Annotated in this window: 17 protein-coding genes and 1 pseudogene; 4 read left to right on the top strand and 14 right to left on the bottom strand. The window is 42.6% G+C overall.

Annotated elements, in window-relative coordinates:
- Window positions 1-11: 11 nt before the first annotated feature.
- Window positions 12-539: a 3-hydroxyanthranilate 3,4-dioxygenase gene (locus N7E81_RS06995; RefSeq protein WP_263052574.1), complete on the bottom strand. Its 528-nt coding sequence runs from the start codon at window positions 537-539 to the stop codon at window positions 12-14.
- A 112-nt stretch (window positions 540-651) separates the two neighbouring features.
- On the opposite strand from N7E81_RS06995, the gene N7E81_RS06990 reads away from it, so the two are divergent.
- Both N7E81_RS06990 and N7E81_RS06985 read left to right on the top strand, forming a co-directional pair.
- The gene (locus tag N7E81_RS06990; RefSeq protein ID WP_263052573.1) at window positions 652-1158 is read left to right on the top strand and encodes a metallophosphoesterase family protein; all 507 of its coding nucleotides are present in this window, start codon (window positions 652-654) and stop codon (window positions 1156-1158) included.
- Window positions 1159-1331: 173 nt separating this feature from the next.
- Window positions 1332-2768, top strand: a complete 1437-nt coding sequence (locus N7E81_RS06985) for a T9SS type A sorting domain-containing protein (protein ID WP_263052572.1) — start codon at window positions 1332-1334, stop codon at window positions 2766-2768.
- Window position 2769: 1 nt separating this feature from the next.
- Here N7E81_RS06985 and N7E81_RS06980 read toward each other — a convergent pair whose 3' ends face one another.
- The 10 genes from N7E81_RS06980 to N7E81_RS06935 all read right to left on the bottom strand — a co-directional run bounded on the left by N7E81_RS06980 (window position 2770) and on the right by N7E81_RS06935 (window position 22531).
- Entirely contained in the window at window positions 2770-3015 is a 246-nt protein-coding gene (locus N7E81_RS06980; RefSeq protein ID WP_263052571.1) for a hypothetical protein, read from the bottom strand.
- 7 nt (window positions 3016-3022) lie between these two features.
- Window positions 3023-3268, bottom strand: coding sequence for a hypothetical protein (locus tag N7E81_RS06975; protein WP_263052570.1), 246 nt, complete (start codon window positions 3266-3268; stop codon window positions 3023-3025).
- Window positions 3269-3341: 73 nt separating this feature from the next.
- A complete protein-coding gene (locus tag N7E81_RS06970; protein ID WP_263052569.1) occupies window positions 3342-4184 on the bottom strand; it encodes a DUF1684 domain-containing protein in 843 nt (280 codons plus the stop codon).
- 22 nt (window positions 4185-4206) lie between these two features.
- On the bottom strand, window positions 4207-5088 hold the full coding sequence (locus N7E81_RS06965) for an aldose 1-epimerase family protein (RefSeq protein ID WP_263052568.1): 882 nt from the start codon (window positions 5086-5088) through the stop codon (window positions 4207-4209).
- Window positions 5089-5269: 181 nt separating this feature from the next.
- On the bottom strand, window positions 5270-6784 hold the full coding sequence (locus N7E81_RS06960; RefSeq protein WP_263052567.1) for a DUF748 domain-containing protein: 1515 nt from the start codon (window positions 6782-6784) through the stop codon (window positions 5270-5272).
- Window positions 6785-6807: 23 nt separating this feature from the next.
- Window positions 6808-7428 carry a porin family protein gene (locus N7E81_RS06955; RefSeq protein ID WP_263052566.1) on the bottom strand — a complete coding sequence of 207 codons (621 nt, stop codon included), beginning with the start codon at window positions 7426-7428 and terminating at the stop codon, window positions 6808-6810.
- 33 nt (window positions 7429-7461) lie between these two features.
- Window positions 7462-7626: a DUF1328 domain-containing protein gene (locus tag N7E81_RS06950; RefSeq protein WP_263052565.1), complete on the bottom strand. Its 165-nt coding sequence runs from the start codon at window positions 7624-7626 to the stop codon at window positions 7462-7464.
- A gap of 691 nt (window positions 7627-8317) precedes the next feature.
- Complete coding sequence (locus N7E81_RS06945; protein WP_263052564.1) at window positions 8318-15559, bottom strand: Ig-like domain-containing protein; 7242 nt, start codon at window positions 15557-15559, stop codon at window positions 8318-8320.
- A 90-nt stretch (window positions 15560-15649) separates the two neighbouring features.
- Entirely contained in the window at window positions 15650-17203 is a 1554-nt protein-coding gene (locus N7E81_RS06940; RefSeq protein WP_263052563.1) for a tetratricopeptide repeat protein, read from the bottom strand.
- A 177-nt stretch (window positions 17204-17380) separates the two neighbouring features.
- Window positions 17381-22531 carry an Ig-like domain-containing protein gene (locus N7E81_RS06935; protein WP_263052562.1) on the bottom strand — a complete coding sequence of 1717 codons (5151 nt, stop codon included), beginning with the start codon at window positions 22529-22531 and terminating at the stop codon, window positions 17381-17383.
- 127 nt (window positions 22532-22658) lie between these two features.
- Between N7E81_RS06935 and parS the strand changes: the two genes are divergently transcribed.
- Together parS and N7E81_RS06925 are read left to right on the top strand one after the other, a co-directional pair.
- Window positions 22659-23117 carry a type II RES/Xre toxin-antitoxin system antitoxin gene (gene parS, locus N7E81_RS06930; RefSeq protein WP_263052561.1) on the top strand — a complete coding sequence of 153 codons (459 nt, stop codon included), beginning with the start codon at window positions 22659-22661 and terminating at the stop codon, window positions 23115-23117.
- The gene (locus tag N7E81_RS06925; RefSeq protein ID WP_263052560.1) at window positions 23114-23551 is read left to right on the top strand and encodes an RES family NAD+ phosphorylase; all 438 of its coding nucleotides are present in this window, start codon (window positions 23114-23116) and stop codon (window positions 23549-23551) included. The genes parS and N7E81_RS06925 overlap by 4 nt, the downstream gene beginning before the upstream one ends.
- On the opposite strand, the gene N7E81_RS06920 is transcribed toward N7E81_RS06925, so the two are convergent.
- The 3 genes and pseudogenes from N7E81_RS06920 to N7E81_RS19490 all read right to left on the bottom strand — a co-directional run.
- The gene (locus N7E81_RS06920; protein WP_263052559.1) at window positions 23552-24160 is read right to left on the bottom strand and encodes a response regulator; all 609 of its coding nucleotides are present in this window, start codon (window positions 24158-24160) and stop codon (window positions 23552-23554) included.
- Window positions 24160-25794, bottom strand: a complete 1635-nt coding sequence (locus N7E81_RS06915) for a sensor histidine kinase (RefSeq protein WP_263052558.1) — start codon at window positions 25792-25794, stop codon at window positions 24160-24162. The genes N7E81_RS06920 and N7E81_RS06915 overlap by 1 nt, the downstream gene beginning before the upstream one ends.
- A gap of 48 nt (window positions 25795-25842) precedes the next feature.
- A pseudogene (locus N7E81_RS19490) lies at window positions 25843-26091 on the bottom strand (tetratricopeptide repeat protein); the annotation flags it as partial.
- Between the last annotated feature and the right edge of the window lie 113 nt (window positions 26092-26204).

Raw genomic sequence — 26204 nt, 5'->3', positions numbered from 1 at the left:
AACTGTATGAGTCAGACAAACCGAGTGTCTACCTCCATGACATGACCGCAGTTTTTGCAGGTACGAAGTTCTTCTGAAGCATAAAATTCTTTGAACCGAGGCAAAAAATCCTTTTCTATATTGGTAAGGTAGAAATACGCGTCATACAATTTGGTGTTGCACTTGTCACAAAACCACATGAGTCCGTCATCCATTTCTCTATGACGCTTTCGCTCAATGACCAAACCCACAGTATTTTCTCCTCGAATCGGAGAATGGGGTACACGTGCGGGGTGCAAATACATCTCTCCTTCTTTGATAACAATATCTACGGCTTTGTGATCTTCCTGAATTCTCACAGTAATTTCTCCCTGAATCTGGTAAAACAGTTCTTCGGTTTCATTATAATGATAATCTTTACGAGCATTGGGGCCACCTACAATCATCACGATATAATCCTCAGATTCTATATAGAGGTTTTTATTTCCGACTGGAGGCTTCAGCAGCGCTCGATTGTCATCGATCCATTGCTGCAAATTGAAAGGTCTGCGTATGGGCATAATGTTGTTGTTTAATTAAAAAAAAGTGTCAACTTCGAAGTCCAGTTACGGCGGGTTAAACCGAATATACTGAATTTGAAAATAGATTGCTTGACTCTCAAATTTAATAAAATTGCGCATAGGACTGATCTCAGATACACACGGTTTTTTAGATCCCAAGGTATTTGATTACTTCGCAGAAGTGGATCAAATCTGGCATGCAGGCGACGTAGGTACTGTGTCTATTATCGAAGAACTGGGGGCATTCAAACCCACATTAGGCGTATATGGCAATATAGACGGGCATGACGTTCGCCAGCTCTTTCCCGAAGATCAGAAGTTCGACTGCGAGGGAGTCCGTGTTTGGATGACTCATATTGGCGGCAAGCCCCCTAGGTACAATCCTAGAGTCAGGCCTCTGATCAACAAATGGCTACCTCAATTATTTATCTGCGGACATTCACACATACTAGCTGTAATGCATGACCCCAAACGACCGGGCATATTATATATGAATCCTGGTGCCGCTGGCCGACATGGTTTTCACAAAGAACGCACCCTATTGAGGTTTACTATCGAAATGGGAAAAATAAAAGATTTGGAAGTTGTCAAACTCGGAAGTAGGGCACAGCTCCTCTAAAACGTTACACAACAAGAGGGAAGACTTCGCTTCGTACCATATAGGGCTAGACATATCAATCTTTTATTTAAAAAGACATATTAGTCTCACATAGAATAGCATAAATTTGCCTTACCCTCTCCTAGAGACCCCTTCTCTAACCTATTTATTATACACATAATCATCATCATAACATGAAAGCTTTATTAAGTTTTTTATTAATCGTAGCCTGTCATCAGACATCTGCGACTAACCCATTGATTTCTAATATGGAAGTACTAGGAGACGCGCTTATCAATGGAGGAAACTCCACCTCTCTCACGGCTAAATATACATTTTCCAATGACGATGGAGCTACTGACTTATCAGAATACCAGTGGTACACTTCTTCCTCATCAGATGGCAGCAGTGGCTACTCTTCGATTAGTGGAGCTACTGGTTCTCGTTACACGATTCAACCAAGCGATGTAAACTTATATTTGTTTGTAGAAGTAACTCCTAAAGATGATACTCCAGAGACTGGCACACCTTTAAAAAATAGCACAGGTATACTAGCTTCAAACACCTCTTTTACGAATGGGGGATTTAATAACACAAGTATAACCACAAACGCAGATTACCTCAATTCAACTATCAATAACAACAAATATTTAACAGTTGACGGGTCAGGTGTTGTAGTAACAATACATGGTGATGTGACAAGCAATGGCGCAACTATTAATGTGATAAACAACGCTACACTTATCATCAGTGGTCAACTAATACTACAAAACAACCTTACGCTTAATGTGGAACCAGGCTCAGTTCTCACCATTATATCTGGAATTGATGCAAAAAACAATAGTACTCTAGATATAGATGGAGATTTAAACATAGATGGTGATATCAGCCTTGCTAGTGGCTCTAACATCAATGTTGGGTCTGGAGGAAGTATAGACATAGCGGGCAACGCAAATATTAAAGACGGTGCTATCACTGTAGACAATGGAGGATCCATACATGTAGAAGGAGATATAGATACTGGCGATGCCACTATTACTGGCCCAGGCAGCGTAACTTCAAATGGTAAGTGCTCGGGTATTGCTTGTGGAGACATCTCGCTTCCTATAATACTCAAATATTTTGAGGCAACAGCTAGTGACCGTATGGTTACACTCAACTGGGCAACGCTTATCGAGATCAACAATGACTTCTTTACGTTATATAAGTCTACCGATGGTATAGGCTATACAGCTATAGGTGAAGTAGCTGGTGCAGGCTTTCACCAAGGAGTACTAGAGTATACTTTTGTAGACAACCAACGAATAAATGGCACGACTTACTATCATTTGAAACAGACCGACTATGATGGTAAATTCAAAGTATTTGACCCTATTCGAGTATCCAAACAAGAGCAAGCAGGCACATACACTGCCTACCCCAACCCTGTGACAGAACAAGTGACTATAATAAGCTCTGAAAGTATTGTTTCTTTGTCTGTAATCACCCTGACTGGAGTAGTAGTATATACCACTACACATGACGGGTCAAGTCAAGCTAAAATTGCTACAGATTTTCTCAAGCGTGGTGTTTATCTATTAGAAATAGATAACCCAAGAGGTAAGCACATAGAATATCTTGTCAAAAAATAGATTATTTACATGTCTTGAGCTTTCGAGAGATATCAAGGGACTTACGCTGTGCCATTTTCTCTTGAGCAATTGAAGCTATCGCCTGCTCTTCTGCCCACTTGGCTCTCTCTATATTTTCCAGAGCCATTACTTTACTCTCAAGTACGGCTATCATTTGCCTATCTGCACTTTGCTTGCAGGCATTGGCATAAATGGCAAAAATGATACAGACCATCACCCATACACCTATTAATAAATTTTTAATCATGGCTCTCTTATTTACAATCATCTAATTGAGCCTGTAAATCCTGAGCTTTTCTTTCAGCTATTCTTGCCCGTGCCGCTGCCTCTACAGCCTTTTGTTCTTCTTGTCTGGCTCTTTCAGCGTTTCTCTCTGCTAATACTAAATTTGATTGCGCCTCGCGCATCTGTGCTAAAGTTTGTTTGGATTGGTTATTGGCATAAAACACCAAAACAATGGATGCCAATACAAGAAAGGCAATGATGATATTCTTAAACATGTAGGTAGGTTTTGTTAATTATCTTATCAAAATAACAAGACTTGCCAAAACATACAAATGCAAAACGGTCAAGTTATAGCCTCAGCTGCTTTTCTCCAGCTTCTAACTTGATCGGCAAGAGGTTTTGCGCAGGTGGCAATGGACAAGTGGTATATTTTGAATAGACACAAGGAGGATTGTATAATCGATTGAAATCTACGATCACCGGGCCCGCTTCAGCTGGTATAGGCACGTACATATATCGACCGCCACCATACGTAGTGTCGTCATTGGTCTGGTCACCTACGGCTAAGAAGCCTTCGGCGCCCACCGTCAGCTCATACTGGTCGTTTTCCCACTCAAAAGACAAGGCACCCACAAACTCCAACTGCTGCTCTGTACCCAGCTGGGTATTTACGGTTTCTATTTGTGCCTCTTCAAAAGGCTGATAATCGGCCACCACCACATATGCTGACTGCAGCGGATATACTTCAAAACCCTTAAAGTTTTTTGCCAATTCGCTGTTTTGATCCTTGACTCTAAGGAAATATTCCTCCGCCCGTTTGATCACCTGCCATTCTAGGTTGTTGTATTTGAGTAATGGGCTGTTGAAAGTTGTATCAAATGCATAAACCCACCTACTGACTGCCGAGTCATTTTTGGCCAAACGAACAGAGATACTATCTGATGCGGTAAACCATATGCCTTCGTCAGAAAACTCTATCGCGCCGATCGTTGAGGGCACACCTTCTCCTGTTAGCTGAATATTATTGACATCGGAAACACCGAAAAAATTGGTACCAAACACCAAGGGATGAAGCCCTACTAATTTCAAATAATAATTTCTTCCATTGGTCAGCTCTGCTCTATACTCCGCATCTGCTTTCAGATACTCCTCCGTGAGTACTGGCTGACTTGGCTGACAAGCGTAAAACAATAAAACAAATAAAAATAATAGGCTAAGCCTCAAAAATTTGAATGGTATATGATGCATAATGAATACTTCCTGCTCCTAATTTGATAATACCAGGTTTGCGGGTGAGTTCTTGATCGGAGTCTTCAAAATCAGGCAGCCCATCCCATGGTTCAATACATAAAAAATTGGCGTTTGGTTTCGACCAAAGCCCTAGAAAAGGAAAGTCATCAAAGTTGACACTGATTTTTCCTTTCGAACTTTTAGATTTCAAGCTCACTTCTGAGGAATTAAGTTCGGAAAACACCAAGGCATCGTTGTCAAACAAACCATCTTCTAGCACCAGTTTATTGGTCTCCTCCATTTGAGGCTTTTCTTCTTTCGTCAACAGTCCATTTTCTGAAATCACAAAAATGGCATTATTCTCTTTTCTCTCGAACTCGAGATAGTAGTTGTCCCTACTCTCACCATCTTTCCAAGGGTAGTTGAAAGCTGGATGACCTCCTAATGAAAAATACATTGGTTTATCATCCGTGTTGACTATTTCATGAAAAACCTGCAAGCGACTTTCAAACAAGAAAAAACTAATTTTCATTTCGAATTTAAAAGGATACATAACCAAAGTCTCCTCATCACTGACAATAGAAAAAGACAACCTAGACGCCGTACGATTGATCAATCTAAATTTGTTGCTTTCTCGTGCAAAACCATGCTTAGGCAACTGGTAGGTTTTGCCGTCAAATTTATACTTGCCGTCTTTGAGACCTCCTATCACAGGAAAAAGCACGGGGGCGGCACCTTTCCATACTTTCGGGTCTGCTTGCCAAATGTATTCTTGTCCTGAGCCTTTAGACAAAATACTACAAAGTTCTGCTCCACATTCATCGACCTCTACTTTGAATAGGTCGTTTTCGATTGAGTATTTCACTGTTAGTTTTGTGTTTAGGATTTTAGTGCAAATTAATGAATATAAAAGACTGTCGTAAGCCAACCGACCTGGCCTAAACTAAGTTGAACAAAAAAATAAGGCATGCATGAGAAGTTTTCCAAATTTCCTCTGCCTTTATTCCGCTTCACCAAAGATATATATGGGGGAGGATATCGTCAGACTATGCCGCTTCTTTCTTTTTTTCTACACCTACTGAAGATTTGATCCCACTCAAGAGTGCTTTCCACCACAAGGATATTTCTGATTTTTCAGGTTCACGGTCATACGCGATTAGCCCTTGATTATAACTCTTTTGCGTTCGGTTATTGCTGCTTTTTACTTTGAAAGTGTTGACCATGAAACTGCCCACTTGCTGTGCAATATTTTGCGACTTGGTTTCCTTGTCTACCAGCTGAATAGACAAATCTTCATAATCCATATCCAAAATTCCATTCACAATTTTATGATTGTAATGAAAATCAAAAGTCATCCGATTGAGTACCCCTTTACTAATGTTCATTCCCACGGCAGGTACACTCATGGTATTGAACCTGGCGAGCTCCATGCCTGACAACGAGCCCACGACCCTGCTCCCTTCTGGTCTATCGCTCAAGTCAAATCGCACACGAAGCCTCCCTTGATGCTGCACCACAGCCTGTGCCTCGAGAACTATGGGCAACTGACTTTCGCTATAGATTCGGTAGGCAGTAGCATGCAACTGGGTAAAAGACACATAAGCACGTTCGTTGCTAGGTGGATAATGCTCTTTGTACAGAATGGACGCTTTGGTCAAGACGAAAGTGTCTACGCTTACTGGCAATGGGCTGGCTTTGAGCCAATCTATAAACAATGGCTTATCAGGCTGTTTGGCTCGTTTCAATTGCTTATCACGAAATACCTCAAGTGCAACAGTATCCAACTTAACCCGTTCACACTTCACGCCACCTCCTTCAAAAACACCAGCCAAGTCCAAGTCCTCCAGAGTCATACTCGCCACCTGCAAGTCGATCCTGTCCTTCTGATATGGAAATCTTTTGACAAAAGCAGGAATATCAAGCACTGGCGTCAGTGCTAGTTTTTTAGCTCCCAGTTGCTTTTTATTCAAATCTAGCACAAGGCTATCTATCGTAACCATCCCTCCATCCTCTGGCAAATAATACCTGAGTTGGTTCAAAGCCACACTTCCTTCACCAAACCCTGTCTTCGAATCGACTTGCAGAGCGTTGATCACAAAACCCAATGACAGTACCTCCTGATCGGCATTGGAATAATGAATACCTCCACGACCTACCCGAACTCGTGAGAAGGCATAGTCTTTCTTCGGCTTGGCTGTACCCTTTAGCATTACGTCCAAGCTGTCCGTTGGCATATTCAACCGAATGAAAAGAGTATCGACAGCCAGTGTATTGGCTGAAAATCCGTTTTTGAACATCAGATCGAAGAGATGGATGCCCGTAATTTCAAGCTTTGTGCAAAACAACTGACTTCCTGACGGATGAGACAGCCTCAACGAATCTAGTAAAATAGACCTCGACCATAAGCTAATGGTAGTACCTGACGACTGCACTTCCAAACCCTGCTCTGACAAACGAGCATCTATGATTTTTGCCAGATTGGCTTGCGCCAATACAAATAATCCCAAAAAAACCAAGGGAAAAAACACCAACAAATAGAGGCCTCTTTTGCGTTCACTCATTCGGTGAATTTATCGATTGTTATTTATTTTTTGGATAATTGATAAGAGATATAAATTTGGCCTACAGCATTTTGAGAATCTCCTATGACGAGCTCAGCACCATCACTATCTGCTAGTTTAGTCAGTCCATAATTATATCTAGCTCCAACAGCAGCTGCGCCAAAGTCTAACGCTAATCCACCAGAAAGCCCGTAATCGAAGCTTTTGAGGTGATCTCTATCTACATCCACTTGATCACTTCCAAAATCTCCTTTGGTTTCGATTTTGGTATCTACCAAATATGAAACATATGGTCCTAAATGAAGAGCTAGCTGATCAGTCAGGTTGATTCCTAAAAGAACAGGCACATCGATATAGTATATACCCAAATTTGTTTGTCCAGTAGAACCACCGATACCATATTCCACAGATGTACCTTTAGTAGAAAACAGCAACTCAGGCATGATAAACAGGCTTGGACTCAACTCCATTTTAGAATAGAACCCCGCATGCCAGCCCATCCGCATGTTTTCGTCTTCTATTTCATTTTGAATCAAACTACTGAAATTGACCCCTCCTTTGACCCCAGACTCACTCTGAGCCTTTGAAGTATGAACGAGTAAACCTATGAATATAAGTGTGACTGTTATTTTTATTGCTTTCATGATATTGATTTTTAAGGTTGATGATTTCAAATATTATCGTCTGCGATATCCGCCCGTGAGTAAAGAAATTACTAGCACAACAAGTGCAATAAAAAAGACGATTTTAGCAGCTCCAGCAGCACTAGCGGCAATTCCTCCAAATCCGAAAAAAGCAGCGATCAGTGCGACTACAAAAAATATGATGGATATTCTAAACATGATTTTATTTGTTTGGTTATACCCAGTGGGTTACAATTTTGTGCCAAACCAGCCAAATCAGCTTAGCACCCATTTGAAAAGCAAATAGGACAACGTACATGAGGCTGTTCGTCTCATTTTGAGAATTATTTTCTACAATTATTATTGGCATATATGATATCCTTTAAGAAACAGGAAGGATATGACCTATGCAGGAAGAACTTTGTCAGAGTGATTGCCAAACGTTCCTTTGAAGTGAGGGATAAATACTAACGTGAGAAGAAGGGTATAAAAAACTGTCCCCACTCGGACGAACCGAACGGGGACTTAGTTTTCTCATAATAAATCATTTGGGTACTCGTACCATGACGGTAACCAGTACATTCAACCCTGGTGAGGATCGAAACATCCAGCTTGTCATCCACAGGACAACATGTTGCTTAATCGACGCTAATTTAATTTTCAGCGCCATTTTCGGGTCATCTCTTTCTTCTCTCAACATTCTAATTCCATTTTTCTAACCAATAAGCTGCTGACTCTTGATTAATTGCTTCAGTTTCAAAAGTAATATGACTCCGCCCTTGACTCCGTTTTTCTCGGCGAAACGAACAAAGTTCTCGGTGAATACAAGTGCATACTATAAAAGGGATACAAACAACAAAAAGGGCAGCCAAAGCTGCCCTAATACTTACCCTAAACCTTTATGCCAAGCCTATCTGTGGATAAGGATCTTCGTTGTTGTGGTGATATGATTATTGCTGATATGAAGTACATACATACCAGTTTGCATTTGTGAAATATCAACTTTGTCTCCTGGATAGATAAGGCGGGTCAGTACCTGACTACCTTCTATATCTACCATATCCAACTGAGCCTCCGAGGACAAACCAGAAAATTGTAACCATTCGGCCGCTGGATTCGGAAATACAGAGATTTCAACTTGTTGGGTGGCTATGCCTGTCACCGTAGCCTCATTTATCACAAGTGTACCTGTGACACTGCCTTGGTAATTGCTTTCATTTATAGTAGCTACTACTTCATAAGAACCCGCCGCAGTAGGTGCCTCCGCTACGCCATCGTAAGTGACACTCACATTCAAATCAGCTGGATCTGTGGCCACTGTAGGTAACTTAGCCGTTCCGTCTGCTTCATGTATAAGCTCTGCCAACGAAATCGTAGCAGTAGCTTTTTCAACAGTCAATACTCCATCTATTAAGGTCATTGAATAATTGTCGGCAGCCCCTCCCGCCAACTCAATGTGATATGTGCCCGCATCGCTAGCACCTGTAGCTGCAGTAGCTACAGTAGGCAAAGTAATGCTGCTGGCTCCTTCTCCGTTTACAAATCCACTGTAGCTCATGGTCAGCTCGGGCAGGCTTTCGCCAAATACCATACTCTTGTCGGTGGCGGTGATCGTAAGCGGTGCTTTGCTGATCGAAAACTCCACCAAAACCGGATCGGCAGGATTGTAAGCATCATTGCCGGATTGCAGTGCTCGGATGCTGGCTGTACCAACACCAGTGAGTACCAAACTATTCCCCGAAAGGGAGATAGGTCCTGATACCATCTCGTAGCTGACCGCAAGCGAACTAGACGCTGCACCATTCAAACTTACGGTTTGGCCATAGACCTGATCACCGACACTGAAAGTGATGGTTTGATCTTCCAGACTTTCGTCAATCACGTTGAAGGTGGTGTATTCGGTGGCACTGGCATAGTTGGCATTGCCGGCGGCCTCTACCCTGATCACTACCGTACCCGTGGTGCCGTTGAGTGTCACTGTGTTGCCACTTACTGTCGCAGAGCCGCTTTCGATGTGATAGGACAAAGCCATGGGGCTAGCCCCATTGGACGCCACGATGTCGAATGGTTCGTCGGTAATGAGCTTGTTTCCTACAGGATCGATAGTGATGGTTTGTGTGGCGGCAGCTATAGTAAATCCGCGATTTACTTGTGGAGCGGCGTTATATTGTTCATCGCCGGCTTGGTTGGCATTGATGCTGGCAGCGCCTGCACCAGTGATGGTCACCAGGTTGCCATTGATCGTGATCGGCCCTAATGGCGTGAGTGCGACATCCAAACCTGAACTGGCCTCCACATCGATCATGAAGGGTGCATCACCAAAGGTTTTGTTCGATATTTCTTCGAAAGTGATGATCTGATCTGCTTTGGTGGTGGTAAATCTCCAATAGGTATCGTCATTTCCCCATGGACTCAGCTCATTTTCATAACTGTCCATCACAAGGATGTTGTCCAGATTATACGCTTGCACCCAATAGGTTGTACCTGGACTCAAAGCGATACTTAATGCGATTTTAATCTGATTATCGTTGATCACCGTCACGGCTGGATCTGTCCAATTGATCGTTTCATTGACAGGGCCATTCAATTCGTTAATTTGAAAAAAAGCTGTCGCAGCGTCAGTGTAGAAGGAAATATTCTCACTGAAAGTCATAATCAACTCAGGTGTCGACGACACGCCCGAGGCATTATTCGCAGGCGATAAGCTGGTGACAGACGGCGCGGTGAAGTCTCCTGTGGTGAAATTCCATGTTGAAGCTGGTAGATGAGCATTGTAGTAATTCTCATCACTATCCTTTATAACTCCAGACTTTATCCAAACCCAATAATCTGTTTCTTCCCATAGCGTGAACCCAAGATCAATGGTCAAGGTATTGCCATCTATGCTGATCCGACTGTCGTCCGTATTTAGGATATGCACGTAGTTAGCGCTGGTTCCACGTGCAATAGCGAATCCTTGAACGCCACCCTCCTCTAAAAATATGGGTTCGTCGAAGGTGGCTGTCCATACGCCCGATACCAGCGCGCCAGTCGTATTATCGCCAGGCGAAAATGACACCACTTTCGGAGGCTCGTTGTCGTTGATATACAGGGTGAAATCCTTTTCGAAAGTATTATTGTTGTTGTCAATTGCTTTTATTCTCAAGGCATATTCACTTTTATCAGTGTACTCATACCCATTATATCCTGAATAAAGCTTGTTGCCATTGATATAAAAATCATCATAGGCAGTACCCGATCCATCTACCTGCACAAGTTCAAAGTAGAAAGCATCGCCCTCAGGATCTGTAGCTGACAAAGTCGCGATCTCTTGATTGCTCGCCAGGTCTTCGTCGAAGTGATCGGCAGAAATGCTGATATCCGTAGGTGCTTGCCCTACTACTAATGTTTTAAAATTCCATACGGCTTCGTCGTTGAACCCTGCATAGGGATTTCCGGCAAGGTCTGTGAGGGCATTGGATTCTATCAAGACATGGTAATCCAAATTGGCCTGCAGATTTACAGAAGGGTCAATCGTGACTTCATTATTTAAAATAGAGACCTGTGAAGCATTTTCTCCTGAAGAATACTGCTCTACTACGCTGCCCTTTTGGTCTATCAATTGGATGGTGCCAAATCCAAGGGCAACTGACTCATTAAAGGTGAGTACCAAATTGGTCTCCTTGGCTACGCTTGTTGCGTTATCACCTGGCGATTTGGATAGCAGCGTAGGCGCTGTCTCATCTGGCGCTGCTTCGGTGGTGAAATTCCATGAGGTGGCGTTATTGAATTCATCAAAACTATTACCCGATGGGTCTCTTATAGCATTTGGAGATACTTGGACATAGTATCTTCTAGCATACGAAGGTTCAAATGGTCCATTGTAATTGGCCAAATGTATGGTAAGTGTCTCTCCAGAAACAGTGAACAAATCTGGAGAAGTATTGACGGCTCCATAGATTAGGCTGACACCATTAGTCGCATCAGTGACATATATAACGTTAGTTCCCGCCACTATAGGCTCGTTAAAGGTCAGCACCAGATCAGCATCCAATGCCACACCAGTAGCCTCATCCAGAGGGTTCATGCTGACCACAGTAGGGGCATAGTTATCCACATAGTTGACATGGATCGTCATCATTTTCTCAATAGCAGCCAATCCATCTGTCGTTCTCACCCGAATCTGATAAGTACTCTTAGTTTCGTAATCAAAAACTTCTGCAGCCTTGAGTACATTGCTTGAAATCGTAAAGCTGGCATTATCATCCCCACCGTCACCATCTACCAAAGTATAGGTAAAGCCATTCGTATTGTTTTGATCTACGGTACTTAAAACACCTACAGCCCACCCTATTGTATTGTTTTCATTGATATTGTCGCTATCAATCATGATGTCCGTAGGCACGGCATTGACGTTAATAAATAGGTTCTTTTCATATCTACCTCCTTTGTCGTCTTCGGCTAATAATCGAATACTAAGAATGGTATTTGTAGTGTAGTCGAAAACTTGATTTGCCCTTAATTCATTGCCAAACAGTGTAAATGCGTGATTGAATGTATCTCCAGACCCTGCTTGGAAACTCAGGGTATGCACGTCTTCGACATTAGGGTCGGATACGGCGATAGTACCGACTGTCTGGCCTATGGCATTGCCCTCGTTAATCGTGGTGTTGGACAAAACCATATTGTTTGGGGCGTTGTTGATCTGATCATTGGTGGTGAATACCCAATCCGTACGAGATATAGACCGAACCGGATAGCCCTCACTGTTTACCAATCCATGAACTTGAACGCCGTATTCCTGATTCATATTCAAATCAAACCAAGGGTTAATATGTAAAGCATTTCCAGTAATCGTTAGGTGCTCTGAATCAGGACCAAAAATAACATGTGGAGTGCCACCCCGAAATATGATAACAATTTCCGAATAGGTGGGATCGATAAAAACCTCTCGATCAAAAACCACTTCAAGGGATGCGTAGGTATCTACGTTTGTATTATTGTGTGTAGGATTCATACTGACAACTTGAGCACCTGATTTGGGTGTGAATTGCCAAAAAGAAGTATTGGATTGCCAACTTTCGAATTCATTTCCAGCCAAGTCGGCAAAAGGATACTGTGAAGTACATGTGATAAGATAGGTTGTGTTAACACTAAGATCAGGAACATCGTTCAATGTTACTTTATTGCCATCAATTGTGACCTCTGATGTATTTAGTGAAAATTGCTTTACGATCTGGTTTCCAGGTAAGCGACGTAAATGAAAAAAATGACTGCTGACTACATTATTTACTACTGGTTCTGAAAAAGTCATCGTAATATATCCTCGATCGTAAGCATAATCGAAAGATCCATTGGATGGATCCAATCCCACCAAAACTGGTGCAGTCTCGTCGCTCTCCAATTCAGTAGCAGAGGTGAAGTTCCAAGTGGCATTATCCATGAAGCCGATGTAGTAGTTGCCTGCGGCATCTTTCAGGGTGTATTCGTCGATGGTGACATAGTAATCCGTCTCAAAAGCTGGCGCCAGTCCTGTGTAGTCTGCCAAGGAGAAAGTCAACGTATTGCCATCGATGGTAAATATATCCGTATCGATGAGCGGTCTACCCTCTAGCACGAGTGCATCGCCCGAAAGTTTTCTGACTCGCACATATCCACCACTGGCTTGTAGGGCGATGTTTTCGTTGAAGGTCATGACCAATGTACCATCCAGTGGTACGCTTGCTACACCATCTGCCGGACTTAAACTGGTCACCACTGGGCCTGCGATGTCTGTATCTACCAGATCATTGATGTTGATGGTAAATATTTTGTCGAAAGTGGCTGTGCCGTCACTGGTACGCACACGTATGCTGTAGCTGGTTTTCGTTTCGTAATCAAAGACTGTATTGGCTTTGAGCGCATTACCTGCTATCGTGAAGTTGGCATTGTTCGTACTGCCAGTACCCGACACCAGCGCATAGCTGTGCGTGCCGCCATCTGGATCGGTGGTCGAGAAGGTGCCTATCGTAGCGCCCAATGAATTGTTCTCATTGATCGAATTGTTGGTCAGTGTAATATTGGTTGGTGCATTGTTTTCTGCGACATTAGTAATGTTGATAGTAAATGCCTTGGCAAAATTGTTTACTCCGTCGAAGGTGTTGATTCTTACCGAATAGCTGGATTTACTTTCAAAATCAAACACTTCGCTCGCACGGAGCTGATTGTCTGCCAGGTGGAAGCTGGCATTGTCGGTGTCGCCAGTTCCAGACACGATGCTGTAGGTATGCGGACTGCCTGGATCAGGATCAGTTGTAGACAATGTGCCTATCACAGCATTGATGGCATTGTTTTCATTGATCGCATTGAAACTCAATAAGATATTGGTCGGTGGATCGTTGGTGGCTGCCACTGTAGTGAAGTTCCATGTGGTGGTATTGGAAATCCCAGCGTAGTTGTTGCCTGCGACGTCTTTGATCGCGCTCATTGCGATTTGTACATAATACCCTGTGCCGTTCAGTAGATTACTGCTAGGATTGATCGTAACAGTGGCTCCTGAAACTGTCACCGCTGTACTGGATGGGCTAAACGTTTCGATCACCTGTCCGCCAGATTTGTATAGTACGATGTTGCCTGTTCCTTTTTTTACGTTTTCACTAAAATTCAAAACCAGATTAGCATCTATAGAGACCGTATTGGCACCGTCCACTGGGCTAAAGCTGGATACTGTAGGGTTGACTCCGTCAGGACTGAGTTTTTGAATGAAAGTGTCATACAAGCCATTTGATGTGGCGCTGCTGACGCCAGCTCCGGGGTCAAAATCACTCGTTCCTTGATAATAACCCGTGAGTACCACTTTTCCGGATGGATCGACAGCAATGCCTCGTCCAATATCGACATCCGCACCGCCCATTCGGACAGCCCAGCCCAGCTCACCTGCAGCGGTCAGTTTAGTAGCATAGATGTCATTGGATCCAGCTGAGGTCAGTTCAAAAACACCCGCTCCCGGATCGAAATCAACCGTGCCATTGAAATTCCCAGTCAGATATATGTTTGAATTTAAATCTGTATTGAGATCATACACGACATCATAGCTGGTTCCTCCAAAACTCTTGGCCCAGATAAAATCCCCATCAGGCTCAAGTTTCTGAACAAAAATATCAGCCGAAACACTGGATAGTAGGGAGGTACCAGCTCCAGGGTCAAAGTCGATGTTGTCACCGGCAAAGTACCCCGTGCTCACCACGTTTCCAGCAGCGTCTAACGCTAAGTCACTGCTGTAGTCACTACTCGTTCCTCCAACAGATTTTGCCCATTGAAAAGAAAAATTTGAGGCCAGTTTCATTACAAATATGTCATTATAACCTGCCGATGTGAGCTCATAGGAGCCCAGATTATTAAAATTGACAGTATTTCTAAAGTTTCCTGAGATGTAGATATTGCTACTAGCATCTACAGCCAGTCCACGGATCTCGTCAGCATCTGGGCCTCCAAAATTTGTACTCCATTCTTTTAACCCATCTTCATCTAATCGTATAATATAGCAATCCATTGAGTTATTGTTGGAGTAAATGACCGGAGAATCATAATTACTCGGATCAATCGGCATGGAGTGCTTGAAAGTAAGTCCCACTACCACACTTGTACCATCAGGGGCGAGGGCATTCAAGTAATTGTTTGAGGCTCTCCAATTTCTGGCCCATAAAAAACCGCCAGAAGTATTGAGTTTGGTGATAAAGGAATTGGTGGCAAGATGTACTCCAACGCCAAAAAGAGCTTCTCCTGCACTGGGATCGGCATCCATCGACGTGCTATAAGTTCCTCCGATGTATAGGTCAGTACCTGATACAGCTATTGAACTTGCAGAAATAGAACCAGAAGAGGCGGATAGCCCACGCATATGCTTTACCCAGATGAAGCTGCCTGTGTCGTTGAGCTTGAGGATGAATGCATCTTTGGCTGCGACAGCGGTGAGCTCACTCACCCCAGCTCCTGGGTCAAAATCAACCGTGCCACCGAAAGATCCAACGACATAAATGTAGCCATTGGCGTCTATACAAGTAGCATGAGCATAATCGTCTAGCGATCCGCCAAGCGACCGTAAATAATCGAGCTGCTGGGCATTGGTATTTTGTGGTAAAAAAAAGAATAAGAAGGCTACAAGCCAGCCTATGTTTGTTGATTTGGTTTTCATGGCTTCAGAGAAATTAATTTTCTCGAAAGTCCCAAAAAGGCTCTTTATTTTTCCTACCCCTATAGGGTAGTTTTTATAAGTTACTGATTATCAGGAGTGTTTTTGAGTAACTAACTCTAGTGCCTCTACGCGATTGGCCACCCCCAATTTGTTGAAAATGTTCTTGAGATGGAATTTGACTGTGTTTACAGAGACAAAAACCTCCTCTGCAATCTGACTGTTTGATTTTTGTGTAATGGCCAATTTCAAAATTTCGTACTCTCGTTCGGTCAGGTCATTATGATTTTTTTTGTTGAATGATTCGAGCGTTACATTCAGTGCTACACCTTTTTGTATCAGGTTGCTATTGATTTTAGCACGTAGTTCGTCAATCTCTGCAACGAGAAGTTTCTTCCTCAGGCGATGCTGCACGATCGCAAAAATCAACCCAATAGTAAGGACGAGTGTTAACATCAAGATTAGATACATCTGCGTTCGGGCTTGAGACAACTCTAATTCGTTGATTCTATTTTCTCCTTTCAAAATTTGATTTTCTTTTTCTTTTCGTTCTGTATCAAATTTCACTTTCATCTCCGCAATGGAGTTTTCCTTTTCTATTCGACGAAGTGAATCGTGAATGAACACATATTTCGAAAGCATTTGGTTCGATCGCTCAAATTCGCCCTTGGCTTGATAGGCCTCCGCCAAATATTGGTAATTGAGCTCTATGACTTCTCCATCTTTGGCTATAGCCAAAGACTTGATCGCATATTCAATGGCTTTGTCCCAGTTTTTGATCTGTCTATAAGTATCTGCCAAAGAATGCCAATCAAAGGACAAGGAAATCGTATCTCCCAATTCTTCGTCCAGCGCTATGCATTTATAATGATAATAAAATAAGGAGTCGGCATTGAAAGGGTCAATAAAAAAGTAAGTCATAGAATTATACGAATTTGCCAACCCTCGCTTGTCCTGATATTTCTTTTTTGACTTAATGGATTTTTGAAAATAGTATTTGGCTGAATCGATCAAACCCATAGATTTTAGTGTAATTCCCAGATTGTGATAGCTAGAGCCTACGGATTTATCGCTGAGTTTCTCCTTTACTTTTATAGCTTTTCTCAAAAAATAAACGGAATTTTCATAATCCCCCAAATTGCGATAAGCAGAAGATAAATTGTTGCTGATAAATGCTAGCAGGAGATCTTCATTGATTTTTTCTGCTAATTTGTAAGCCGCATATCCATTGCTAATGGCAGCCGAATCATTACCAATTTTATAATGCAGCGTGCCCAATTCTTTAAATGTCCTAATAATACCTACTGTATCCTGCTCGCCAATGAACAGTTTTTGCGCTTGTTTATAAAGGCTATCTGCCCATTCGATTCTTCCTTGGTAGAGGTGAATGATTCCATATTGAACCAAGATTTTTCCATAATCGACTCGTCGGTTTGACGAATCAGCGATAAGCAGTGACCGATCCAACAAGTCGCGGCTTAATTCTGGGTTCGATCTGAAATACTGATTGGCTAAATCAAGTAGATGTTGTACCCTTAGAGCATCTCCGTTCATTTTCGCTAGCTGGTGTTCTATGCTATCTGGCACCCCTTGCGAATGCACGTGATAAGCTCCAATCAGCAGCAGTGCGAAAATTATTTTTTTCATAGCACAATCAGGTTTTTAAACGAAAATAAATCAGAAGCCCAATACTAAAAAAATAGTCGTTCACTATTTTGATACCTAACCTATTCACCCTTGGAGTTTTCTTGTCTGGATGACCAATACAAAAAAAGGGCAGCCGAAGCTGCCCTTAACCTATCCTAAACCTTTATGCCTAGCTTATTAGTGGATAAGAATCTTCGTTGTTGTGATGAAATTGTCTTGTAAGGTTCTTAATAGATACAAACCATCAGCCAAATTAGAGATATCTATTCTACTCCGTTCGTTTACTTGTTGATCCATAACTATGGTTCCATCCATGTTAATCCATTGGACATGAGCTACTTCGGCATTCAATCCTTCAAGTATAATCCAATCATTTGCAGGGTTAGGATACACTTTGACCGTATAAATAGGATTTGAAACTGAACTAATCACAGGCTCTGTGACTTCGAAACTAATACTGACTGCTTCAGCTGCTTCAAATTCTTCATTCCCAGCTTGATTGCCAAATACAGTCACCGTACCAGCTGTGCCGTCCAAAGTAATTGTATTACCACTAATAGTGGCTGGACCTGTAACTGTAAGTGTTACTTCGAGTTCTGAAGTAGAAGTTGCTTCTACTTCGAAAGCTGCATCTATCGTTAGTTTATCTTCAATCACTGCAATCGTGATCGTTTGATCAGATTTCTCTACTACTGGCTCTGTCACCTCAAAACTCGCGCTTGCTACAGTAGCAGGGTTGAAGTTATTATCTCCTGCTTGGTTGGCAAGTACTGTTACTGTACCTGCCGTACCGTCAAGCGTGATCGTATTGCCACTTATACTGGCTGGGCCTGTCACCGTTAAGGCCACTGCGAGACCCGAAGTGGAAGAAGCCGCTATATCAAATGCTCCATCTGTGGTCATCTTATCATCAATCGCTGTAATCGTAATGGTTTGATCTTGCTTGCTTGCATCTTTCACCAAAAAACTTATCGTTTCGCTAGTAGCGTGATGATATTCGTCTCCGACTTGACTTATTTCTACTATTACAATACCTGATTCACCTGTAAGCGTAATTGTTTTTCCGTTGTTGGTAGCTGGCCCACTCAATACGCTATAGCTCAAGGCTAAATTACTAGTCGTGGTTGCTTGGATGTCAAAAGGACCATCAGTGATAAGCTTCTCGCCTACTGGCGTAATATCTATCGTTTGCGTCTCTTTTTCAATGGTAAGCATCCAAGTCGTGGCATCATCGGCTATTCCTGCGAAATTGTTGCCTGCTATATCTGCGATTGCATTATGGTCAATCTGAACATAATACTGATGCCCATTGGACGGTGAATTACCCTCTGATAGGTGGATAATAAGCTGATTATTTGAAATGGTAAAAAAGTTGGTTTCAAATTCTGGTCGACCGCCAAGAAGATTTAATCCGCCATTCACTGGCCTAACTCTAATATGACCGCCATCTATCGATGGCTTTATTTCCTCACTAAACGTCAGCACCAAATCGGCATCTATAGCAACGCCTGCAGCTTCGTGCACGGGCGAAAGTGACTCGATAGTTGGTGAGATTTCATCCAGGTCATTGATCAATACCTCAAAATATTTCTCTAACGATGCGCCTTTGCTGTCTGTGGTTTTTACCCGGATGCTGTAGGTATCTTTTTGTTCGTAATCGAATGATGCACTGGCTCTCAGACCACCGAATCCATCGATGGAAAACGACCCATTATCATCTCCGCCAGCAGCGAACGTGTAAGTAAAACCACTCGTTTGATCGGCATCTTCTGTACTGAATGTACCGATTACATCACCGATAGAATTGTTTTCGTCTATGGTATTGGCTGACAAGGAGATGTTGGTAGGTACTTCATTAGGTTCAGCTTCCGTAGTGAAATACCAATCATACACCGATAAATTTCCTAAACCAGCGAAGTGGTTACCAGCGGCATCTTCAAAAGAACTACCCACAATCTGAACATGGTATTCCGTGGCATAATCCAGTGTTTGATTCATTGTGAAGATTACTTCATTGCCATTGAATGACACACCGCTAAAGTCAGTGCCAAAATAATGCTGCGTAATCACATCGCTACTAGCCGACTCACGCACAATGATATTGGCCGAGGCCCGTGCGGTTACGGGTTCGTTAAAAGTCAACTTGAGCGAAGAAATATTGATTGGCACATCGGTATCACCTTTATACTGATAGGCAGTCGCATAAGGATTTTCATTATCAATCGTGAAACTGTATTCATCATCAAACAGCTGATCCAAGTCATTTCCTGCCAAATCCTCAAAAGGTGCAGTACTCCATCCCACATATACTTCCTGTACTTCTCCATTAGGAATGAGCTCTGCATCTGGGAAGATGATCACCACGTTTTCGTTGATGTTTACTTCATCAGATGTGATTGGGATGGTTTTGTAAATCGTGCTTGGATTTGCCTTATTTCGAATGTAAATATCGTTGTTTGGATCATCCGTAAACTGCACGTTTTCGCTCATGGTCAGCTGAATAGACGGGCGACTGGAGACACTAGTGGCGTTCTTTGCTGGCGAAAAACCAGAAATGACAGGTGGTGTGTCGTCCGCTGGCCCGGTGGTAGTAAAGCTCAGGGTGCTACTTCCTGTAATCGGCTCCACCCGTGTCCCGCATGTGCTGCTCAGTGCATTTGCCTCTAGCTCCAGATAGTACGTGGTGCTTTCAGAAAGCGTGGGCAATGGAATCGTAACTGTACCGTCCATATTAAAAACAAAACCCGAAACAGGCACCGTAGCCACCACGCCATTTCCATCAGCATTTTTCAATATGGCAGTTTTGGTGCCGTCGTGCGATTGTATATATTCACTAGGAGTGAGTATAATATCCGCACCCAACTCCACATTGGTCGCGTTATGCGCTGGCACAGTAGATTCAATGACTGGTAAAGTGCTACTGTTGAAATTCCAAGAATCATCGTCTATACCAGCAAACGGATTTCCTGCCAAATCTTCGACACAGGTACTACATATCTGAATGTAATATTCTTGCCCATACTCCACCGAGTATTCAAAATTGAAACGCAATCGCTGATTGGATAAATCGATAGTAAGCTGATCGGTGTCATTTTCCATATCAATGGAGCTCACAAGCGAACCGTCAATTTTATATAGCGAAAGCTGCCCTGTACCATACTGAATAGGTTCGTTGAAAATCGCATTGAAGTTGGACGTACTAACACAAGGAGCGCCTTCGGTTGGGTATTGCCCACCATTAATGAAAGGGGCATCTTGATCGCCAGCTTCTGTCGTGAAATTCCACGTATTGCTTGAGGTGATAGGATTGAGATATAGTCCATCTGTAGGTTGATCCAACTCAATCACGCCATAATAGATATTAACGAAAAGTTCGTCTTCAGGAGCAAAATCTGAAGAGGGATTGATGGTGATGCTTTTGGTACCCACCGTCACTTCTGGGTCGGTCAGGAAATAAAGTTGCTGTTGGCTTGTCAAGCTGGAGCGGATTCGAATATCGTAAAGCCCTTCTCCAGCGTATTGCCCCGCACGAATATTTTCATTGAATGTGATGACCACATTGGCATCCAGGGCAACCTCTGTGGCTCCATCTATAGGAGATTGTGTGGCAATTGTAGGGTTGGTATAATTAACCGTCACCGTAGGGCGTGTCGGAATATTTCCTTCATAGGCAACGCCATTTTCATTTTCAAAGGCAGTATTTGTAATGAATAGCTCATATTGAAGAAAGCTTGATCCATCACTCAATGCTTTCTTTATTTCAATAGTTGCAGTGGATCCGCTTGTGGACACATCAGCAGCTGTCACGTCATATCCCGTAGAAGTGCCTTTTTGACGCAAGTAGATGGAGCCATCCGCTCCTACATAGTTTAAGTTTTGGTTAAACTCAACAGTATAGGAAAGGTTGCCCGAAGCATGAGTGGCTCCATGCGCTGGTGAATAACTAACGATAGATGTAGGCGTGTCGCTCTCCGAAACGTCGTAGCTCACTTGATTAATTCCATCTGTCAGAATAGTAGTCTCGACTGGATCCAAATCAGCGTCGAAACCTGACGTGTGACCATAGCAAGTGATGATGTCGTTGTCATAATCCAGGTGACCAAAGTAGCTGGACAAACCTGTGGTAATATCCGTGGTATAGGCATGATCTCCATTGCTCAGGGTTTTTACAATGGCTCTGTGGTGTGCACTCCCACTTTGCATGATTGTACCTACCGAATAAATATCTCCATTCGACACATAGGCATAATCTTGTGCAGAAAAAGTCTCATCAGACAGTTGAGTGGATCCCACTAGCGTGCCATTAGAAATATTAAACTCATGAAGCTGAGATATCCTTGTCGAAGAATTATACAATACAATGCTCGGGTTTCCACCAGATGTATATTTAATGGAAGTATTGAAACTACCTGAATTTCCACTGTTTACCCAGCCAAAGGCTAATGAAGATGAATATTTGGCTATAAATTTTCCAGCCGAGCCCGTATGTGTAGATGCCGATGGGTCGAAATCAGGCGTTCCCGATACCGATCCTGCTATGATCAGGTTTCCATCACCCGACCAGCTCAATGCACTGATAGACGCATTACTTCCTCCTTCGGTGACCGCTTTGGTAAAAAGCGCTTGCCCATTGGCTGTCGACACATAACTGATATATGCGTTTTCGTCTGTGTCGTCGGGTAGCGCATTGGGAGTTCCTCTATAATGGCCAGCAATAAAAATATGGCCTAATATCGGGTCGGCTTCAATAGCCGCAATCTCCATGTATTGACTTCCATTCTGAGCAAATGATGTTTCAATAATTCGGTCTATAGCTCCGGCCGGCGTGTACCCAATCACCTTTCCGGAATAACCTTCCAGAGGGACTCCATATACGTAAGGCCCATAAACGGTTTCTCCTGTACTCAGCTCAGCGGCATCCTTTACATTGGCTGTCATGTACACATTGTCGTCATCATTGATAGCCAATTTTCCTCCGTAAAGACTGGGTTGATCCAAAATCTCATGTATCCAGCGTACCCACTGATATTGGCCAGCTGCATTGTATTTGGCTAAAAACAGAATATTCCGATCCACGCTTACATCGACACCGGTTATTTGTGCCACACCAGCCCCTGGATCAAAATCCACGGCTTCATGGTCATCATCCGTATTAGCAGTAAGGTTTCCAGATATGTAAATATTTCCGTTCCCATCGGATTTTACATCTTCCAAATTCACGGTTGTTCCATTGTTTTCAATGAAGTGCATATGACTGTCGTAGGTCTGCGCTGCTCCCAACCAAGCCAGGCCAAACCAGATAACACATAGTAGCGATAATTTTTTCATAATAGCATAAAGTTTAGAATGAACTCAAAGTTCGATTCTAAGCCGCTGTCTATCAATCGGGAATGTTCCTGAGTGAGGGTACGGAAAATTCCGTAAGGGTTTTTATTCCAAGAAAAAATTAGTACATTTGTCTACTTATAGAGGACAAATGTACAACTCCGACACACAAAACACCGAACTACACACCGTAGAAGAAGCAGCCATAGCCTACGGCAGCCCCACTAGTAGAATCGAACTATCCAGACAGGGCCTATTACCTGAGTTTGTACAGGATTTGATGTCTCTATTCACATTTAGCAAAACTGAATTATCTAAGCTCACGGCCATATCTACTAAAACACTAGAAAGACACATGCAATCCGGCAAGCGATTCACGGGCCTTCAGTCCGACCGATTGCTGGAGTTGGCACAATTGTACCACGAAGGGGTCAATACCTTTGGCAAGCGTGAAAAATTCTTGCAATGGCTCAAATCACCTATCGCTGCGCTGAACCAAACAACTCCTAAATCATGGCTAGATACTCATGATGGCATACAAATGATCAGCCATGAGCTTGGTCGTATCCGGCATGGCATATTTTCATGATCGTCTTTCGAATCTGCCAGACCTATCCACCTGATCACAATCCTATAGACGGACGTGGAGCGTTTCTCTATGGCGGGAGATGGAATAGCATTGGGCGTCATGCCTTGTACACGGCAAGTTCATTGGCTTTAGCTAGAGCAGAACTGGCACGACATGTTGACCTTAGCTGTATGCCTGAGCTCTACAAAGTATATGAAATAGAAGTACCTGATCACAATTACAAGACAATCAAGCCCTTGCCACCAGACTGGGATCAAGATCCGCCCGGTTTCGTTTCTCAACAGATGGGTGATCAATGGCTGCAAGACTCCACATGTCTGGGCTTTAAAGTATCGTCTGTCTGTGATCTAGGTGATTTCAATCTGGTATTGAATCCAATGAGTCCTAGTTACAGCGATGTACACGTGAAGCGATCGTATGCATTCAAACCATGATCAGGCACAAATCAAGCCCTCCCTGATAGCCTGGCGAACCATTTCGACTACCGTCTTCACTTTCATTTTTTCCATGATTCGCAATTTGTGCGTCTCTACCGTTCGTGGGCTGATGTCGAGCTTTGCACCAATTTCTTTATAGGAAAGCCCGTCGGAAAATCCTTTGAGCACCTCCACTTCACGTGGGGTATAATTCAAGTTGGTATTGATCATGAGGTCGGTGAAGGCTGCCGATATGTATCTCTTGCCTGCTGTCATTTTATCTATGGCCAGTAGATATTCTGTGGTTTCCATGTCTTTGGTCAGAAAGGCCAAGGCGCCAGCATCTTGTGCGCGTTGTAAATCCGTAGGATTGGGCTCTGCGGTGAGTAGGGCAAATTTTGCATTGGGACAGAGCGCCATCAATTGTGATATGAGTTTGCTGCCGTTATCATCTGGCAGTTTCAAATCCACAAATACTAAATCTGGATTTTTCTCTTTTATGGTCGACAAAGCTTCTGCACCCGAAGCAGCTTCTCCTATGATTTTGATATTTGGTTTAGCCAGCATTATGGCCTTCACTCCATCGCGGACTACTTTGTGATCATCTATTAAAAAAAGTGTATGCATTAGGCAGTTTTGGCAAATACGAGCTTAAATGTAGTACCTTTTCCTTTCTCGCTCAACACTTTCATTTCGGCTCCCATCTTGGCAATCAATTCCTTGCAAAGTGTAAGCCCTAGGCCTGTTCCTTTTTCAGTAGAATTTTGGATGTCTTGCGCTAGGATGCTCCCATCGAGCAATTGGTCAATCTCAGTTTGATCCATACCCACGCCATAATCCTGTATACTGATCACTTCGTAATTGCCCTCAGAGGCGATACTTACTTTGATGTCGGTTTCCACCTTCGAAAATTTCACTGCGTTGCTCATTAAATTCCTTAGAATGATTTCCAGAAACTGCTGATCGGCTGATATGGTGGTGGTTGATTTCACTTCTTCAAGGATATTTACTTTCTTGACCCTTGTTACGGACTCCATCTGACTTTTTACTTTGGTTAGCACTTCTGATGGGCTTACACTTTGTGGAGCATAGTTCAGCTCGCCGGTCTGAGCCAAGGCCCATTTAAGTAAATTGTCCATCATATTCTTGACGTCGCTCGACGAATCTCGCAGGGTAATAATAAAATCTTTGAGCTGTTCCTTTTCCAGTACTTCCCAATTATCTGATAGGCTTTTGGTAATCGTGTGAAAGGAAGATAATGGACTTTTCAGATCGTGCGAGATAATCGAAAACAAGCGATTCTTGGTGTTGTTGAGTTTGGCCAGTTCTTGATTTTTCGCATCCAAAATAGCATTAACCTCTGTCTTCATTCTGTTTCTTCTGATTAGTAATACTGTAGCTAATACGAGTAGCACAGCCACCAACCCTAACAATATTAAAAACTGATTCTGACGTTTAGCTTCAAGCTCGATTATCTGGTTGTCTTGCTCTAGTTGTGTAATTTGCTGCTGTTTTTTTTCGGTTTCATATTTTGTATTCAATTCATTAATCCGATTCTGAATTGCAGTACCTGATATTGAATCTTTCAGTGAAAAACTAGAGATCAGATATTCATGAGCTTTTTGATAATTTTTTTGATCTTCGAAAAGCATACTCATCTTCTCGTATATTTCCTGCTGACCCTCAATTGACTTTTGCTGAACTGCCATTTGGAGCGCCTCTTGATATTTGGCTAGAGCAAGGTCCTTTCTTTGCTGAGAAAAATACAGGTCGCCACGTTGGATAAGGATTTCAATAAAATCATACCCTAATAATCCAGCCACAAAAGCCGACTGCTTGGTATAATACAGCGCAGAATCATACGTCTCTAAATGATGAAATGCTTCACCGATAGCCAATAAACAATGTACCAATGCAATAGAATCATTATGCTGGTAAATCATTTTTTTCGTAACCCGTAGACTATCCAAGGCTCGTTCATATTGGCCTAATTCATTTAACGTCGTTCCAAATTTAAGATGTCCTCTGGGTCTAAGGTTTCTCGTTTCATAAGCTAGGTTAATACTCTCCTCAGCAAATGATAAAGCCTTGTCATTTTCCTTCAGTTTCTTATATATCCCTGATATATTAGAGAGTATCATTACTTGAAAGACTTCATGTTGATCTGTTTTGAATTTATGAGTCAAGTCAAGTGCTTGTTGGTAGGTCTCCAACGCTGTTTGATAATAGTCCTTGGCCCAATAAACGTTCCCTTTTGCCATTAATATTCCAATTTGACTATCAGGAAAGTTCTTTGACACCTCGCTTCCTAACTCCAAAGCTGCTAATGATTCGTCAAACCTCCCAAGCTGTCCGTATGCCCTACCAAGATGGTAATACACTCTGGATTTTAGGCTATCATTTTGACATTTAGCAATAGCCAAAGTATCCGGCACTAAGCCCAACACAAACTTTGGATTACGATTAGTTTCAATTTTTTCAAGAATATTAATCAGGACTGAATCAGGAACAGATTCATTTTTTTCTATACTGCAATGCCCTTTGGAAGCACACAACATCAGAATGCTTAGCAGTACCTTAACTCTAAGGAGACTCTTCATGCCCCTAACCAAATCATTCAACTTCAATTAGTCAAGAAATAACAGAAGTATCTTAAGAAGAAAATTTTATA

The organism is Reichenbachiella carrageenanivorans (assembly GCF_025639805.1).
Taxonomy (GTDB): Bacteria; Bacteroidota; Bacteroidia; order Cytophagales; family Cyclobacteriaceae; genus Reichenbachiella; species Reichenbachiella carrageenanivorans.
The sequence above is the reverse complement of the archived record's forward strand: the minus strand, read 5'-3'. Positions and strand labels throughout refer to the sequence as shown.

Bases quoted from the DNA above. Each gene is read 5' to 3' on its own strand.
- N7E81_RS06960 (WP_263052567.1), bottom strand. From the start codon at position 6,784: ATGAGTGAACGCAAAAGAGGCCTCTATTTGTTGGTGTTTTTTCCCTTG.
- N7E81_RS06995 (WP_263052574.1), bottom strand. From the start codon at position 539: ATGCCCATACGCAGACCTTTCAATTTGCAGCAATGGATCGATGACAAT.
- N7E81_RS06925 (WP_263052560.1), top strand. From the start codon at position 23,114: ATGATCGTCTTTCGAATCTGCCAGACCTATCCACCTGATCACAATCCT.
- N7E81_RS06920 (WP_263052559.1), bottom strand. From the start codon at position 24,160: ATGCATACACTTTTTTTAATAGATGATCACAAAGTAGTCCGCGATGGA.
- N7E81_RS06915 (WP_263052558.1), bottom strand. From the start codon at position 25,794: ATGGCAAAAGGGAACGTTTATTGGGCCAAGGACTATTATCAAACAGCG.
- N7E81_RS06935 (WP_263052562.1), bottom strand. From the start codon at position 22,531: ATGAAAAAATTATCGCTACTATGTGTTATCTGGTTTGGCCTGGCTTGG.
- N7E81_RS06975 (WP_263052570.1), bottom strand. From the start codon at position 3,268: ATGTTTAAGAATATCATCATTGCCTTTCTTGTATTGGCATCCATTGTT.
- N7E81_RS06940 (WP_263052563.1), bottom strand. From the start codon at position 17,203: ATGAAAAAAATAATTTTCGCACTGCTGCTGATTGGAGCTTATCACGTG.
- N7E81_RS06950 (WP_263052565.1), bottom strand. From the start codon at position 7,626: ATGTTTAGAATATCCATCATATTTTTTGTAGTCGCACTGATCGCTGCT.
- N7E81_RS06955 (WP_263052566.1), bottom strand. From the start codon at position 7,428: ATGAAAGCAATAAAAATAACAGTCACACTTATATTCATAGGTTTACTC.
- N7E81_RS06980 (WP_263052571.1), bottom strand. From the start codon at position 3,015: ATGATTAAAAATTTATTAATAGGTGTATGGGTGATGGTCTGTATCATT.
- N7E81_RS06945 (WP_263052564.1), bottom strand. From the start codon at position 15,559: ATGAAAACCAAATCAACAAACATAGGCTGGCTTGTAGCCTTCTTATTC.
- N7E81_RS06985 (WP_263052572.1), top strand. From the start codon at position 1,332: ATGAAAGCTTTATTAAGTTTTTTATTAATCGTAGCCTGTCATCAGACA.